Origin of the sequence: Streptomyces sp. NPDC005925, assembly GCF_040638805.1 — a bacterium.
Classification (GTDB): Bacteria; Actinomycetota; Actinomycetes; order Streptomycetales; family Streptomycetaceae; genus Streptomyces.
The window spans coordinates 108,404-125,176 of the sequence record NZ_JBEXVL010000016.1 but is presented as its reverse complement, the minus strand read 5'-3'; the positions used below and the strand labels follow the sequence as shown (position 1 = coordinate 125,176).

The 16,773-nt window shown below is 70.0% G+C and carries 9 protein-coding genes and 3 pseudogenes; 10 read left to right on the top strand and 2 right to left on the bottom strand.

Going from position 1 to position 16,773, the window contains the following annotated elements; all coding sequences use genetic code 11:
- Positions 1-695: 695 nt before the first annotated feature.
- A complete protein-coding gene (locus ABZ354_RS19720; protein WP_358658363.1) occupies positions 696-1,454 on the bottom strand; it encodes a PaaX family transcriptional regulator C-terminal domain-containing protein in 759 nt (252 codons plus the stop codon).
- Positions 1,455-1,526: 72 nt separating this feature from the next.
- Between ABZ354_RS19720 and ABZ354_RS19715 the strand changes: the two genes are divergently transcribed.
- The 7 genes and pseudogenes from ABZ354_RS19715 to ABZ354_RS19685 form a co-directional block, all read left to right on the top strand.
- Entirely contained in the window at positions 1,527-3,209 is a 1,683-nt protein-coding gene (locus tag ABZ354_RS19715; protein ID WP_358658361.1) for an acyl-CoA dehydrogenase family protein, read from the top strand.
- A gap of 72 nt (positions 3,210-3,281) precedes the next feature.
- A complete protein-coding gene (locus tag ABZ354_RS19710; RefSeq protein ID WP_358658359.1) occupies positions 3,282-4,436 on the top strand; it encodes an exo-alpha-sialidase in 1,155 nt (384 codons plus the stop codon).
- Positions 4,437-4,554: 118 nt separating this feature from the next.
- Positions 4,555-4,797: pseudogene (locus ABZ354_RS19705) on the top strand (uracil-DNA glycosylase); the annotation flags it as partial.
- A gap of 784 nt (positions 4,798-5,581) precedes the next feature.
- Entirely contained in the window at positions 5,582-5,953 is a 372-nt protein-coding gene (locus tag ABZ354_RS19700; protein WP_358658357.1) for a CU044_2847 family protein, read from the top strand.
- Positions 5,954-6,084: 131 nt separating this feature from the next.
- Positions 6,085-10,305 (top strand): trypsin-like peptidase domain-containing protein, encoded by a 4,221-nt coding sequence (locus ABZ354_RS19695; protein WP_358658355.1) that lies wholly within the window; start codon positions 6,085-6,087, stop codon positions 10,303-10,305.
- 305 nt (positions 10,306-10,610) lie between these two features.
- Complete coding sequence (locus tag ABZ354_RS19690) at positions 10,611-11,681, top strand: IS701 family transposase (RefSeq protein WP_358658375.1); 1,071 nt, start codon at positions 10,611-10,613, stop codon at positions 11,679-11,681.
- Positions 11,682-11,746: 65 nt separating this feature from the next.
- Positions 11,747-13,135 (top strand): annotated as a pseudogene (locus tag ABZ354_RS19685) (NF041680 family putative transposase); the annotation flags it as partial.
- A gap of 29 nt (positions 13,136-13,164) precedes the next feature.
- Here the strand turns inward: ABZ354_RS19685 and ABZ354_RS19680 are convergent.
- The gene (locus ABZ354_RS19680) at positions 13,165-13,842 is read right to left on the bottom strand and encodes a uracil-DNA glycosylase (protein ID WP_358658373.1); all 678 of its coding nucleotides are present in this window, start codon (positions 13,840-13,842) and stop codon (positions 13,165-13,167) included.
- A gap of 232 nt (positions 13,843-14,074) precedes the next feature.
- On the opposite strand from ABZ354_RS19680, the pseudogene ABZ354_RS19675 reads away from it, so the two are divergent.
- The 3 genes and pseudogenes from ABZ354_RS19675 to ABZ354_RS19665 form a co-directional block, all read left to right on the top strand.
- Positions 14,075-14,539, top strand: a pseudogene (locus ABZ354_RS19675) (uracil-DNA glycosylase); the annotation flags it as partial.
- Between the two features lie 56 nt (positions 14,540-14,595).
- Positions 14,596-15,561, top strand: a complete 966-nt coding sequence (locus ABZ354_RS19670; protein WP_358658371.1) for a BadF/BadG/BcrA/BcrD ATPase family protein — start codon at positions 14,596-14,598, stop codon at positions 15,559-15,561.
- A gap of 226 nt (positions 15,562-15,787) precedes the next feature.
- Positions 15,788-16,711, top strand: coding sequence for a hypothetical protein (locus tag ABZ354_RS19665; RefSeq protein ID WP_358658353.1), 924 nt, complete (start codon positions 15,788-15,790; stop codon positions 16,709-16,711).
- Positions 16,712-16,773: the final 62 nt, after the last annotated feature.

Genomic DNA, 16,773 nt, shown 5'->3' with positions numbered 1-16,773 from the left:
GAGGGCCTTTCTGTTGCTGGTGCAGATGTCGCAATCCACACCAGGCCAGAAGGCCCTCACCCATTTCAAGATCGGTCAGCCGTGAGCCCTGTCACCGTCCACAACCTCCCGGGACAGAACATCTAGGCCTGTCGCGAGGGCGTGCGCCTGCCGCACGACGCCCGGCGCACGCTCTCGCCGCACCACCAACTCGAGGGCGCCCGGCCCGTGAGACAGACCCCGGGCCCGAGTACGCGCGGGGCTCGGGCCTGCCTCACGCCACGGCCTCCGTCAGCCGTGCCGTGACCGCTCGCCCGGGCGTCGCCGGGGCGCTCACGCTCGCCCTGCGAGGTCAGCGCCTGCTGCCCCGCCCTGTCCAGGCGGCAGGGCCGAGCGGTGTGCGGCCGGACATCCGGCTGAGCGACGGGACGCGAGGTGAATGCGCCATGGCACGGCAGCAGCGCGCGGGCGGACCTGGCTGCGGGACCGGCTCGGCCCCGGCCGGACGGGCGTCGTCCCGGCCGCCGCGGACGCCGCCGCCCACGGTGCGGGCGGGACACCGACCGCGCTCGTGCTGGACGGCGCGCCGGGGGGCCCGCCGCGTCCCCGCGACCGCGCAGGTCATCGGTCCGGGAACGAGATGCGTAGGCCGATGACGCCGGACGGAGTACGGCGGCGCCCCTCCCGCGGAGCGCCGACCGGAAAGCGCCTTCGTCCTACTCCCACGTGGTCACGGCGCGCGCCGTCTCCCGCTGGTAGTCGCCGTACGCGGCGCGCAGGGCCGGGCCCGGCCAGTCGGCGGGCAGGAGCGCGGGCGGCAGGACCGGGTCGGCGAGCAGGTGGCGCACGACGGCCGCGAAGGCGGCGAGCCGGGCGGCCGGGCGGTCCTCGCCGGCGGCATGGTCGACGTGGTGGAGCAGGGCGCGGGCCGTGGCCGACCAGGCGTCGAGCGGCCACAGGCGGGCGGCCGTCTCCCGCGCGGGACGGGCGGGGCGGGCCGTGTAGTGCTCGGCCACCCGGTCAAGGTCGTCCGGCAGGGGCCGGCGCAGATTGGCGGGGCGCAGCCAGACGCCCTCGCGGAGTTCGGCGAGCCGCAGGCCGGTCAGCCGGGTGCGGAGCTCGGCGCGTTCGGCGGGGCCGCGGCCCGTGGCGGTGATCACGACCATCTCCCAGTCGCCGTCCCACGCGCGCGTGCGGGGCCGCACGGCCTCGTCCTGGCGCCGCTGGCGCTCCAGGAGCCGGTCGCTCAGGCGGTAGCCGGTGTCCGTGCGCCGCAGGTCACCGGCGGCCACCATGCGGCTGAGGGCGGCGCGCAGCGTGGAGCCGCCGACGTCGAAGCGCCCGACGGCGCGGGTCAGTTCACGCGCGGGCAGTTCGGCGGGGTGGGTGCCCAGCAGCAGGCTGAGTACGACGGACCGCGCGGACAGGGGCCGTGGTTCGAGCTCGCCGGGCCGGTCCGGCACGTTCCTGCGCATGGTCACGTACTGTACGGTCCCGGACTTGTTGCACTATTGCTGCGACCGCAGCGCCAGTGCAACACTGAGGGCATGGCCTCGACTCTCACGCAGTTCCCGCACCCCGAGCACGGGGAGTACGACGGACCGGGCACCCACGCCGTGACCAACCAGCCCCCTCCCCCGGCGCCCTACGACGCGTCCGACGACGCGGCCCTGCTGGAGGGCCTGCGGAGGGAGGGCGCCGACTGGGCCGAAGGGGACATCAGGCGGCTCGGGAAGCGGGCCGGCAGCGCCGAGGCGCAGGAGTGGGGCGAACTGGCGAACCGGCACGAGCCCGTGCTGCGCACCCACGACCGGTACGGCCATCGCGTCGACGAGGTCGACTTCCACCCGAGCTGGCACCGTCTGATGCGCACGGCGGTCGCCGAGGGCCTGGCCGGCGCGCCCTGGGCGGACGCCCGGCCCGGCGCGCACGTCGCGCGGACCGCGGGCGGCCTGGTGTGGGGCCACACGGAGGCCGGGCACGGCTGCCCGACGTCCATGACGTACGCCGCCGTCCCCGCGCTGCGGGCCCAGCCGGAGCTCGCGAAGGTGTACGAGCCGCTGCTGACCAGCCGGGAGTACGACCCCGTGCTGCGGGTGCCGACGGAGAAGCCCGGGCTGCTGGCGGGCATGGGGATGACCGAGAAGCAGGGCGGCTCCGACGTCCGGACCAACACGACGACGGCCACGCCCACCGCCGAGCCCGGGGTGTACACGCTGCGCGGGCACAAGTGGTTCACGTCGGCACCGATGTGCGACGTGTTCCTGGTACTGGCGCAGGCGCCGGGCGGGCTGTCCTGCTTCCTGGTGCCGCGGGTGCTGCCCGACGGCACCCGCAACCCGTTCCGCATCCAGCGGCTGAAGGACAAGCTGGGCAACCGGTCCAACGCCTCCTCCGAGCCCGAGTTCGACCGGACGGTGGCGTGGCTGGTGGGGCCGGAGGGGCGGGGCGTCAAGACGATCATCGAGATGGTCAACTGCACCCGCCTCGACTGCGTGATGGCGTCGGCGACGCTGATGCGCAAGACGCTCGTGGAGGCCGGACACCATGTGCGGCACCGCAGCGCGTTCGGCGCGCTGCTGATCGATCAGCCGCTGATGCGGAACGTGCTGGCCGACCTGGCGCTGGAGTCGGAGGCCGCGACGACCCTCACGCTGCGGCTGGCGGGCGCCGCCGACCGTGCCGCGCGCGGGGACGCGGGCGAGGCGGCCTTCCGGCGGATCGCGACGGCCGTCGGCAAGTACTGGGTCACCAAGCGGGGCCCGGCGTTCACGGCCGAGGCCCTGGAGTGCCTGGGCGGCAACGGCTACGTGGAGGAGTCGGGCATGCCGCGCCACTACCGGGAGGCCCCGCTGCTGTCGATCTGGGAGGGCTCCGGGAACGTCAACGCGCTCGACGTGCTGCGGGCGCTCGGCCGGGAGCCCTCGGCCGGGGAGGCCCTGTTCGCCGAACTCTCCCTGGCGCGCGGCGCGGATGACCGGCTCGACGCGGCCGTCACCCGGCTCAAGGACCGGCTGGCCGTGGCCTCGCAGACGAGTGCGCGGCGGCTCGTCGAGCTGATGGCCCTCACCCTCCAGGCGTCCCTCCTGGTCCGGTACGCGCCGCCCGCCGTCGCCGACGCCTTCTGCGTGACCCGGCTGGGCGGCGACTGGGGGCACTCCTTCGGCACCCTTCCGGACGGTGCCGACCTGACGTCGGTCCTCGGTCGCGCACTGCCAGCCGCCGACTGACGGGCCGGGCCCGCCCCGGCCTCCGACACCCCATCCGACCTGCGGCGCAGCCCGCTGCGGAGGTGACTGTCAGTGGCGGGGTGCAGACTGGCCCGTGTCCGAGACGAAGGCGTCGAAGGCGACGCCGCGGAGGTGTGTGGCATGACCGAGGTCCTGCTTGCCGTGGGCACGCGCAAGGGTCTGTTCATCGGGCGCCGGCGAGGTGGCGCCTGGGTGTTCGACGAGAGCCCCTATTTCACCGCACAGGCGATCTACTCGGTCGCCCTCGACACCCGGGCCGGGACGCCGCGGCTGCTGGCCGGCGGGGACAGCGCGCACTGGGGCCCCTCGGTGTTCCACTCCGACGACCTGGGCCGGACCTGGACGGAACCGGCCCGGCCGGCCGTCACGTTCCCCAAGGACACGGGTGCCTCGCTGGAGCGGGTGTGGCAGCTGCACCCGGCCGCGGCGGAACCGGACGTGGTGTACGCGGGCACGGAACCGGCCGCGCTGTACCGCTCCGAGGACCGCGGCGAGACCTTCGAGCTGGTCCGCCCGCTGTGGGAGCACCCCACGCGCGCGAAGTGGGTACCGGGCGGCGGGGGCGAGGGCCTGCACACCATCCTCACCGACCGGCGCGACCCGCGGGCCGTGACGGTGGCCGTCTCGACGGCGGGCGTGTTCCGTACGACGGACGGCGGCGCGAGCTGGGCGCCCTCCAACTCGGGCGTGTCCGCGGTCTTCCTGCCCGACCCCAACCCGGAGTTCGGGCAGTGCGTGCACAAGGTCGCGCGGGACGCGGCGGACCCGGACCGGCTGTACCTGCAGAACCACTGGGGTGTGTACCGCAGCGACGACGCGGGCGGGCAGTGGACGGACATCGGTGAGGGCCTGCCGTCCACGTTCGGCTTCACGGCGGTGGCCCACCCGCACCGCGGCGACACGGCGTACGTCTTCCCCATCAACGCCGACTCGGACCGGGTTCCGGCCGACCGGCGCTGCCGGGTGTTCCGCACGGCCGACGCGGGCCGCTCGTGGGAGCCGCTCACGGCGGGCCTGCCCCAGGAGGACCACTACGGCACAGTGCTGCGGGACGCCATGTGCACCGACGACGCGGAGACGGCGGGCGTGTACTTCGGCAACCGCAACGGCGAGCTCTTCGCCTCCGCCGACGACGGCGACAGCTGGCGGCAGCTCGCCCGGCACCTGCCGGACGTGCTCTGCGTACGGGCCGCGGTGATCGGATGAGGGCTGCCGCCCTCGGCAACGGCGGGCGGGCGCGGTGGAGTCGGCGGCCCGGCCGGCCGCGTCCGGGCGTGGGCCACGGGTTGATCCACTCCGCCCGCGCGGCAGTAGGGTGACGCCCGTGGCACCACGACCCTTGAACGAGATCGTCGAAGAAGGCTGGGCGAAGGCCCTCGAACCCGTCGCCGGGCGCATCGCCGCCATGGGTGACTTCCTGCGGGGTGAGATCGCGGCCGGGCGCACCTATCTGCCGGCCGGGCCGAACGTCCTGCGGGCCTTCCAGCAGCCCTTCGACGACGTACGCGTCCTCATCGTCGGCCAGGACCCCTACCCGACACCGGGACACGCGTACGGACTTTCCTTCGTCTCCGTCAGGCTGATCCTCGCCACGGAGATCGTCCTTACCCGTCGGCCATCAGCTGTCAGTCGGCCAAGCCGACTGATGAGGCAGGTACTGGCATTCCAGGCCGTGGTTCTGACGTGGTACGGGCTGGCATTCAGCGCCGGATTCGGAGCGGCAAACCTGGCGGCCTACTCGTGGCTGTCTTGGACTACATTCGGCGACGGAGCAGTACTTGGGCTCTGACTGGGACTGGCTATCGGCATCGGTAGGACCTGCAATTCAGTCTGGACTCTGTACGCGATTGGTGTCCCGGTCCTGATTGCTCACCGCCACTTCCCCTGCCGCAAGCTGGGACCGTTTCTCGACTGGGCCTACGACGTCAGCCTGTTCCGGCTCTCCGGAATCGCCGTCCAGTTTCGTCACCAAGCCCTACAGAACTGGATTGGCCGGGACACTCAGCTGACCTCCTGACCCCGCGCTCTCCGGCACGTCTTCGCGGCCTACCTGTCACTGCAGCCAACATGCCAGAACGAAGCTACAGCGGGCCGCACGGCTGCACGTGAGTGATCAGTCGGCTCCTCAAGAGCCTCCCGCTCGCCACCTTGGAGGTGGCGAGCGTCGGCGCGGAGAAGGACCAGGACGGTCCCATCTATGGTACGGCCAGACGCGCAGGTGCTTTCAGGAAACCTGCGCATTGCCACGCCGTGGGGCCTCACCTCTTACTTCTGACGGGTCGTTACGAGACGATGACGTGTCCGGGCCCCAGAAAGCCGGTGGGGAGCCGGTACGGGTGAGGGAGGAAGTAGTGACCTACCTTGTGGAGTTACCGGTCAGCACGGCAGAAGGACATCTGCAGGTGGTGAGGGTGCAGGTCGAGCAGAACGGGGACGGTCTGGTCCAGGTCGCCAGACCGGGACAGGTCATCGCGCGGGCCACCCGCTCGCTGAGCACCATGCTGGCCGCGGTCAGACCAGTCGCGCAGAACTTCGTCGACGGCTTCCAGGACATGGCCCGCAAGCCAGACGAGATCAGTATCGAGTTCGGCCTGTCCCTGTCGGCGGAGGCCGACGTGGTGATCTCCAGCACGGCCGCGCAGGCCAACTTCAAGGTCTCGCTCGTTTGGCACACGGCCCTCGATCTGGCATCCGTCCCAGGAGAGGCCGGGGCGGCGTCGTGACGGCGACCGCATCGGGCTGGCCGGCACCTGATTCCTCAGGATCCAATGCTCCAGTGCCCAGTTCGTCGGGCTTTGAACCTTCAGCATCAGTCCCTTCTCCCGGCGCGGGCCTGAACGCCCTGGAGGGAGCCGTGCTCCAGATCCGGGGCCGGCGGGGCGAGCCAGTGGGTCTGGGCTTTCTGGTCGCCGACGATCTTGCGCTGACCTGTGCGCATGTGGTCGATGCCGCGCTCGACCAGCCACCGGGCACCGAGCCCGCAGCCGACGCCCGCATAGGCGTGACGTTCCCCCTGCTGCGGGCATGGACCGAGAACGCTGTAGGCGGTGCGGACAACGACGAAACGCACACCACGGCACGGGTCGAGCACCAGGTTCCGGTGCTGCCGTCCGGCGCCGGAGACGTGGCGGTACTGCGCCTGAGTGCCGCGGTGCGCGGCACTCAGCCCGTCCAACTGATCGAGGAGCCGGATGTGTGGGAGCACCCTGCCCGGGTGTTCGGTTTCCCCACAGGCCGCCCTGGAGGCGTGTGGCACTCGGCCGTGCTCCGAGCGCGGCAGGCGAGCGGATGGGTGCAGGCTGATATGGCGGCGAGCGGCTACCGGGTGTCCCGCGGCTTCAGCGGTAGTCCGGTGTGGGACGAGGAGCTGGGCGGCGTCGTCGGCATGATGGCCCTGGCCGAGGAAGGCGAGCCTCCGGCGAGCTATCTGATCCCAACGGCTGGCCTGCTGAATGCCTGGCCCGACCTACGGCCTTTGGCTTTGCCGCCGTCGCCCTTTCGCAGGCTGTCGTCTTTCGGGGAAGTCGACGCCGCAGTTTTCCACGGTCGCCGCGCGGAGTCCGATGCTGTCGCCCGCATGGTCGACGGCGGGCACTGGACTGCAATCGTGGGCCCTTCCGGCTCCGGCAAGTCTTCCCTGGCCCAGGCCGGAGTCGTGCCAAGGATGCGGCCAAAGGGCAACGCGGTGGTCGTCCTGCGGCCCTCGTCGGGCAGCAGCCCGTCGGCCGGTCTCGCTGCGGAGTTGCTGGCGCTACTGGAGCCCGGATTGTCCGAGACGGATAGGATCGATCGCCTCCCGAAGCTCGCCCAGGCACTGATCAGGAAGCGGGGCTTGGCCGATGTCCTTACTCCGCTGTTGCACCGGCAGGACAGCCGACGACTCCTGATCGTGATCGATCAGTTCGAGGAACTACTCGCGCACGAGGCCGAGGCCGTGGACGAGCTGGCCGGCATCCTGTTCGACGAGTCCCTGCCGGAGACGGTCCGGGTCCTGACCACCCTGCGGGCCGACTTCCTGGGTGCGGTCCTTGCGCACCCAAGGTTCGGCCACGCTTTCGACGGGCGACAGGTGTACGCCCTCGGCCCCATGCACACCGACCAGCTCCGCGAGGTCGTCACGTTGCCGGTGGACGCCGTCCCCGGAGTACGCTACGAGCCGCACTTGGTCGACCGGATCCTCGCCGACACCGGCGCCGCTCCCGGTGCACTGCCCCTACTCAGCTTCGCCCTTGACCAGCTCTGGCGGGAACAGCAGCGGTATACGCCTGGCCGACTCACCCATGAGGCGTACGAGAGGATCGGCGGTGTCGCCGGGGCACTGCGCGACCACCTCGTCGAGGTATGGACCGACTGCATCCCACAGTCCGACGAGGCCATGGCACGGCGGCTGTTCACCCGGCTCATTCGTATACCGCTGGAATCAGCTGCCGTAACCCGTCGGGTGGCCACGCGGGCTGAAATGGGTGAGGACGAATGGCGCCTGGCGCAGCGACTAGCTGCTGCCCGGGCCCGTCTGTTGGTTATCGGGCAAGACTCTGTAGGGGCCGAGACCGTCGAGCTCATCCACGAAGCCATCATCACCAGCTGGGACAAGCTAGAAGACTGGGCGGCCGAGGACCGCTCCTTCTTAGTCTGGCGGGAGACTCTGGATCATGACCGGCGCCGTTGGGAAGAAGACGGACGCGCTCTTGACCTGCTGCCGACCGCTGCCACCCTGGCTGGCTCACAGCAGTGGCTGGCGGGGCGCGAGGCCGAACTCACCGCTGTCGAGCGCGAGTACCTGAAACTCGGCCGAGCTCACCACCGTTCGCGAGCCCGTAAGCGCAGGGCACTGTGGTCCGGCCTCGGTCTGCTGGTCGTCGTGGCTCTGCTGTTCGGTAGCTTGTTCGCGTACACGCGGCAGGAGAGCCAGCAGCGACAGGCGATCGCCGACTCCCGTTCCCTGGTCCAGTTCTCGCAGGACCAGGAGGCGTTTGACCCGGTGCTGTCGGTGAAGCTGGCGCTCGCTGCGCAGATGGTCTCTTCCACCCAGGAGGCACGCAGCCAGTTGCTGCGGCAGTATCTGGAGTATTCGGACTCCACCCGAATACTCTCCGGCCTATTGGGGACGGTTGAGCAGTTCCAAACAAGCCGGAACGGCAAGGTGATCTTCGCTAGGTCGAAGACGGGTCGGGCGATGCTATTCGTGCATGCCCTCAACGACATGGTGCGCAGCGAGCACTTCGCTGTCAAACAAGTCCTCTACGCCATGGTTTCGGCCGACGGTAGCCGGGTCGCGTATGTCTGTGAAAATGGGGCGGCCGGTTGGTTCCAGGTACACCCCGACGCAGATCGAATCGTCGGTAAGGTGCATCAACTTCCCAAGGTGACCGACCTGATGAAGGACCCCTCCGACCTGAAAAACGGGTTCGCGATGTCTGTAGACGGGCGGTTCGTCGCCGTCCGGTCAGAAGAGGACCTGATGTGGTGGGACCTGGACCGCGGCACCGTCGGCGGGCGGGTGCGTACGCCGGCGGAGATCAGCGGCAGGCTATGGATCGGCACGGACAACAAAAGCCTGCTGTTGGAGGAGTCCCACCTCGGACGAGAACACCCCTCGGGCCTGGTCGCCCTCGACATGGCATCCGGGAAGAGTCGGACCGTCGTACGCGATGTCGACGACGTCCTCGTCTCCGGCGACCGGTCGGCAGTCGTCGTCTGCCGCAGCGGCGACAAGGGGGCGTTCTACCGCCTGCTGCGGGTCTCTGACGGCACCCAGCAGGCACGGCCCTTCTACAAGGGCGACCTCAGCTCCTGCACCGAGGGCCAAGGCATCGACGTGACTGGGCATCGCATCGTCACGAAGTCAGGAAAGGATCTGGCGCTGGTGGACATCTCTCAAGGCAAGGAGATCAGCGGGGCCACCCAACTCGACGGGATCACGGCGACTGCGTCGGACCTCGTCTTGTCCAGCGGAAATCTCTTGCTCGCTGGACACAGCGACTCACTGATCAACTACGTCGAACTGTCCGCCGAGCCCAATGTCCTCGATGTGAGCGACCAGAAACTCACTGCAGACGGCAGCAGGACCGTCAGCGTCGTGGACGACGGTGCGACCTTGCAGCTACGCCCTGCCCTGTCCAGCCCCGGAGACGACCTACTGATCGCCAAGGTGAACCGCCCGCAGCCGTACTGGCTCCCCGACGAATACCACCTTGTGTTCGGCCCAGGCCGGAAGCTCCTGGCCGACTGGGACGCCAAGAACGCCATCTCCGTCCGAGAGGTGTCAACGCTGCGGCGAACTGCCCGAATCACCATGCCCAAGCCACCCTCTGCGGCTGATGTCGACTACTTCTTCGACCGGGAAGGACACCTCGTGACTGTCTCCGGGACGCGGGTGCAGCAGTGGGACGCACGCACGGGCAAAGAACTCGCTCACTACGATGTCAGAGGCATCATCGCCAAGAGCCGCGACGCGAACACGCCGCGGAAGGTGTTCGTCGGCAACTACCCGACGGACAATCAGGTGGCCGTGCTTGTTTGGGGTGATCCCACGGTGCGTGTCATCAACCTAACCACAGGGCGAACAACGGCGACCGTGAAGGTGCCCATCGACGCTATCGCTATGCAGTTCGACCCCAGCGGACGCTACTTCGCGGTGCTCCGTAGTGCAGGCATTCTCGAATTATGGCGGCGCGATCCGCCGCGCAAGGAGCTTGGGCCACTGCGCAGCGTGGTCGAGAACGCCGACAAGCCTTACGTGGCTAATTTTCTCGACGGGGAGGGCCGCTTTGTCGTGGCCGCCAACAGCTCTGTACGCATCTACCGGATCGGCGATCGCGCCTACACCGAATCCTACGACTTCGGCCGCGAGCCCTCCAGCCTACTCGGGGACGGCTCGTACGATTTTCGGGATATTACTTCGGACGGTGGAAGCATTATCTACCAAGATTCGCGCAATACCGGTGGTCCCCTACGGCTCGACCCCGACCAGTGGCGGCACGGCCTGTGTGATGTGATCGGTAATTTGCAATTCACCGCCGATGAGATAGCCAGCATTCCGACCCACCTGTCAGCCGAACGGATCTGTCCGTGACCAGGCCAGGTGAGCGACGTTCTCGACGCGTTGCAGGCGCGAGACCACTCATCTTCGGACAAGGTGATTAATGCCGGGTTCCCAATACTCCAGTCGCAGTTTGCTATCGCTCCTGGTCAGGGCTGGGTTTTTGAGTGTACTCGGCTGGTGTGCCGTCAGGTTGCGGAAGTTCGTGACCTCGGGTGCGGCGGGCCGTTGTGCTTGTCCTGCAAGATGATGTGCAGCCCGATGTCTGGTCCGCGGAACTGGAAGAAGTGCTCGTGCGGATCGGCCACCGGTTCGGCCGGGTGGATCTGCGGCGGCGGATGCGCGCCTACGTACACGGCCTGCTCGGTCCAGGGGGGCGGAAGAACAGCCGGCAACTGGCCGAGCACGCCGGTCACCCGACTCCTGCAGGGCTGCGGCACCTCCTGGGCCGAGCCTGCTGGAATCCTGACGAGGTACGCGATGACCTGCAGGAACATGTCGCCGAGAGACTCGGAGACCCTGCTGGAGTGCTGATCACCGATGACACGGGATTCCTCAAGAAAGGCACCGTCTCGGCCGGCGTGCAGCGCCAGTACTCCGGCACCGCCGGCCGCACCGAGAACTGCCGGACCGGTGTCTTCGCCGCCTACGCCTCACCCAAGGGCCGCGCCCTGGTGGACCAGGAGCTGTATCTGCCCAAGTCCTGGACGTCCGACCGGGACCGCTGTCAGGCGGCGAGGATCCCGGAAGAACGGGAGTTCGCCACCAAAGGCGATTTGGCCAAGGCCATGGCGAAGCGGGCCCTGGCCTCGCCGCTGCCCGTTGCGGGGGTGACCGCGGACTCCGCCTACGGCCAGGAACGGTGGCTGCGCCGCATGCTGGAGGAAGCAGGTCTCGGCTACGTCCTGGCTGTGCCGAAGTCCCAGCATGTCCACGCCCTGGGCCGCATCGACTTCGCCATCGCCCAGGCACCCGACGACGCCTGGGAACGCCACTCCTGCGGCAACGGCGCGAAAGGGCCGCGCGTCTACGACTGGGCCGCGGCCCAACTGCCCGCTATGGACGACTTCGACGGCGACCAGCCCACCCACCAGCGGTGGGTCCTGGCCCGCCGCAGCCTGGCCCGCCCGGACGAGACCGCCTACTACCTCGCACCGGATGTGGTGCGCCTGAGCCCATGTCGTCAGCCGACCCTCGGCTATAGCCCGGTCCTCCCATGCCGAACGAACGCGGCGGCTCTCACTCCATGCGAACCGGCCGACGGGGGCCGACTCGGGAGGAGAACCGCCGACCGCTCACGGCAACGATGCACCAACCACTACTGGACGCCGACTGAGCTTGACGTTTATGGTCTGCCGTCGAACACAGCCTCGAACTTGCTGATGGGTTTGCCTGAGTTCCGGACGTAAGAGCGGCCTTCGCCTGATCCTGTGCTCCGTCACAGAGGCATGGGATCAACACGAAGGCCGTAGCTATGAGTCTGCTGCAACACGGCGTCCCGTGGGATGCGTTTGCCGAACTGTCATGCTTCCGGACGGAGCTCTATACCTGTCTGACCGGGCGGCGCGATGCGCTGTTCGAGCTGAGTGATGCCCTGCTGTGCGCGGATGGTCCGGTGAGGACGTTGGTCGAGCTGTCGTTAAAGCCTGAGCACCGGCGGGGGCATGGCGCCTTGTACGGCGGCCTGAACTGCGGGAATCTGGATGTGGCACGGCTGCGCAGAACGCTGGCAGGGCTGCCGCTTCCCCGCACGGCGTCGGGGCGGCTGGTCCTGGCGGTCGATGTGAGCAACTGGCTGCGGCCGGACGCGAATACCAGCCCGGACCGGATGTTCTGCCACACATACGGGCGAGGCAGAAGCTCGGCCCAGATGATCCCCGATTGGCCCTACTCCTTCGTTGCCGCTGTGGAACCGGGCCGGACATCGTGGACGGCCGTGTTGGACGTGCTCCGGCTGCGGCCCTGGGACGACGCGATCGCCGTCACCGCCGGCCAGGTCCGGGAGGTGTTCCAGCGGTTGTATGTGGCAGGCCAGTGGCGGATCGGCGACCCGCCCGTTGTGGTCGTCTTTGATGCCGGCTACGACGTGACCCGCCTGGCCTTCCTGCTCGCGGACCTGCCCGTAGAGTTACTGGGCCGGATGCGTTCGGACCGAGTCTTGTACTTTCCGCCTCTGCCCCAGCCGGCGGGCAAACGCGGGCGTAAACCCAAGCACGGGGCAGAGTTCACCTTCGAGGACCCGGCCACCCAGCCGGTCCCGTCCATCACCACGGTGACCGACACCACTCACTACGGGCAGGCCGTCGCCACGGCGTGGGACCGCCTGCATCCACTGCTGACCCGGCGCTCGGCCTGGGCCGACCATCCCGCAGGCAAGTTGCCGATCATCGAAGGCACCGTCATCCGTCTGCAGGTCGACCACCTTCGCGGCGACCATGTCCCCCGGCCGATCTGGCTGTGGTAGTCGGCCACCGATGCCACCGCCGGGGACGTCGACCGGCTCTGGCAAGCCTTCCTGCGCAGAATTCGACTTGGGACATACCTTCAGGATGTTCAAGCAGACGCTGGGCTGGACGACTCCCAAACTCCGCGAGCCGGCCGCCGCCGACCGCTGGACCTGGCTGGTCATCGCCGCCCACACCCAGCTCCCCCTGGCCCGGCCCCTCGCCGAGGACCTTCGCCGACCCTGGGAGCGGCCCGCACACCAAGGACGTCTCACCCCTGCACGGGTCCGCCGAGGATTTCGCCGCCTCCACGGCAAGGCCCCCAGCCGGCCGGTGCACCGAAACCCAGCACCGCAGGCCCAGGCCGGCCAATCGGCATGAAGAACAAGCACCGTGCCCGCGAACACGCCGTCGGCCGCGCCCCGCAGTGCTCCCGTCTCGTCCCCGCTCACGGCAGGCGCCAGTCCACCGGCGGTGCGCCCTGTTGCACCAGGAGGTCGTTGGCGCGGCTGAACGGGCGGGAGCCGAAGAAGCCCCGGTCGGCGGACATGGGGGACGGGTGCGCGGACTCGATCGCCGGAAGATCCCCCAGCAACGGCCGCAGATTGCGCGCGTCACGCCCCCACAAGATGGATACCAGCGGCTTGCCGCGCCCGGCGAGCGCCCGGATCGCCTGCTCCGTCACCTCTTCCCAACCCTTGCCCCGGTGCGCCCCGGGTTTGCGCGGGGCCGTCGTGAGCGCCCTGTTGAGCAACAGCACACCCTGCTGCGTCCACGGCGTCAGGTCGCCGTTCGACGGCCTGGGCAACCCAAGATCGGAGTGCATCTCCCGGAAAATGTTCTCCAGACTCCCCGGAAGCGAACGCACATCCGGTGACACCGCGAAACTCAGCCCGATGGCCATCCCTGGGGTGGGGTAGGGATCCTGCCCCACGATCAGGACACGGACGTCATCGAAAGGCTGTTGGAAGGCCCGCAGGACATTCGCTCCGGACGGAACATAAGTCCGGCCCGCGGCTATCTCGGCCCGGAGGAAGTCCCCCATGGCCGCGACGCGTCCAGCCACAGGTTCAAGAGCCTTCGCCCAGCCTTCTTCAACAAGTTCACACAAGGGTCGTGGTGCCACGGCGCCTCACTCTACTGGTGGGCGCCGCGCCCCGGCACAACACAGAAGCCCTCACGCACGGCCGTCGCTCTTGGCGCTACTCTTCCTCCTCGTCGAGATCTTCGAACCGGTCGAGCAGATCACGCAGCCGGTCACCGGGAAGGAGGGGAGCCTGTTGCGTCCAGTGATCAAGCCACTCCGCCATCGTCATCATGCCTGGTCAGCCCCTCATGCCCGAAACGCAGATCCTGGAACTCCCGCACACGCGGTGGGCCTGTCGTTCTCGGTCGCGCCCGAGGTGCGTCCGCTGCCCGGCAGCCTCATCAACATCTTCCGGGAGCTGAACGCCGACCTGGGGCTGCCCCAGCCGTCCGACGGCGACCTGACTCCGTGGACGCGACAGGGCGTGCTGCTGCTCAACAGGGCGCTCACGACGGCGCCGCGCAGCCCCGGCGCGCACCGCGGCAAGGGCTGGGAAGAGGTCACCGAACAGGCCATTCGCGCGCTCGCCGCGCGCGGCAAGCCGCTGGTGTCCGTCCTGTGGGGCCGCGACGCGCACAATCTCCGTCCGCTGCTCGGCAGCCTCCCCGCCGTGGAGTCCGCCCACCCGTCCCCCATGTCCGCCGACCGCGGCTTCTTCGGCTCCCGCCCGTTCAGCCGCGCCAACGACCTCCTGGTGCAACAGGGCGCACCGCCGGTGGACTGGCGCCTGCCGTGAGCGGGGACGAGACGGGAGCACTGCGGGGCGCGGCCGACGGCAGTGCGCGCGAGGCCCTGGCGGGGTTTCTCGCGGTGGACTCCGGCGGGTCCGGTGTACGGGCGGTCGTCGGGGTTCTCGGGCGGGGACCGCTGGCCCGGTGGGAGTCCCGGGAGCCGGTGCGTACCGGTGCCCGGGGGATAGATCCCGGCCATCTGCTGGAGCAACTGGTGCCTGCCGCACGGGCGTTGGCCGACGAGGCCCGTGTGACGCGACTGGACACGGCGGTCCTCGGTGCCGCCGGGCTGGCCTCGCTCGGGGACGCGCTGCGGGCCGAGCTGCCGGGCGCGCTCGCGCGGGAGCTGGGGGTACGGGCGCTCGGGCTCGCCGCCGACGCCGTCACCGCGTACGTCGGCGCCCTCGGCACGCGGCCGGGGGCGGTGGTCGCCGCCGGTACGGGTCTGATCGCCGTCGGCACCGACCTGGCCGCGTGGCAGCGCGCGGACGGCTGGGGTCATCTGCTCGGCGACTGCGGTGGTGGCGCCTGGATCGGCCGGGCCGGGCTGGAGGCCGCGATGCGTGCCCACGACGGCCGCGACGGCGGCTCGGCGTGTCTGCGGGCCCGTGCGGAGGAACGCTTCGGGCCACTCGCCATGCTGCCCGGCACGCTCTATCCGCGCGCCGACCGGGCCGCCGTACTCGCCTCGTTCGCTCCCGACGTGGCCGCCTGCGCCGAGGACGACCCGGTCGCCGCGGAGATCCTGCGCGCCGCGGCCCGGCACATGGCCGACTCCGCGTCCGCCGTCTGCCCGTCCACGGGTGGGCCCCGGGTCGCCCTCACCGGGGGCCTCCTCAACATGGGCGCCCCGCTTCTCGACCCCTTGGCCGAGGAGCTGGCGAAGCGGCTGCCGCACGCGGTGCGGGTCCCGGCCGAGGGCGATCCGCTGCACGGCTCGGTCCGTATCGCGGCCGACCTCGCGGCCGGTGCGCTCACCCTCCCGGCCGACGGCACCATGCTCCACGTCGTGACCCGAGCGTCGTGAACGGGGCGTTGCGAACGGAACGGGGCGACCGGGGCGGGGTGACCGGAAACCGTCGCGAGCCCGACAGCGCCAGCATCGCGACTCAGCCCCCAAACGGGCTAAACCTGCCGATCACCGTCGATCGTTTCCGATTCGTACGTTACTGATCAGACAAATCCGGACGGATGCCGCTCACCTGCACCCTCTCCGAACAGGGAAGCCCAAGAAGCAAGTAACATGCGGCGCCATGAGCTCCCCCACTGGGCCCGCGTCCGGCCTGCCAGTACGAATGCCGCGCCCCCGCCAGCCCGGACGGCACCGCCGTCCCGAGCCGCTGGCGGCTCCCGAGGGCGCGCCCGCGCTCGTCCTCGCGGTTCCGGGCACGCCCGGCACCGCCACGCGCAGTCTCGCCGAGGAGGTCGTGAGCATCGCGCGCTCCGAGCTGCCCGGCCTGGACGTGCGGATCGGGTACCTCGACGGGGACGACCACGAGTTCCCCTCGCTGCAGATCGTGCTCACGTACGCCGCCGAGGAGCGCACCGCGCGCTACGAGCGGGCGCTCGCCGCCGGTGTGGACGCCAAGGAGCCCGACGGTCCGGTCGCCGTCGTCGTACCGCTGCTGGCCGGCCCGGACAGCGCGCTGCTGCGCCGGCTGCGCCAGGCCGTGATGGAGAGCCGGGTCGCGGCGGAGCTCACCGATGTGCTCGGCCCGCACCCGCTGCTCGCGGAGGGTCTGCACGTCCGGCTGTCCGAGGCCGGTCTGGCCCGTGCCGACCGCGCACGCCTGTTCACGGTGGCCACCGCCGCCGACGGCATCATCCTCGCCTCGGTGGGCGGCGAGGAGGCCGTTCAGGCCGCCGGCATCACCGGCATGCTGCTCGCCGCGCGACTCGCCGTCCCGGTCATGGCCGCGGCGCTGGACCAGGAGGGTTCGATCGCGTCCGTGGCCGAGCAGCTGCGGTCCTCGGGCTCCCAGCAGCTGGCGCTGGCGCCCTACCTGATCGGCCCGGAGATCGAGCCGGAACTGATCGAGGAGGCGGCCAAGGAGGCGAGCTGCCCGGCCGCGGAGCCGCTCGGCCCCTACCCGGCGATCGGCAAGCTGGCCCTGGCCAAGTACACGACGGCGCTGGGCATCACGCCGCAGCAGCCGCAGGGCGCGCCGGTCCGCTAGCGCCACCTTTTATCCAGACCCTTACACGGCAAGGGCCCGCTCCAGGCGCAGGAGCGGGCCCT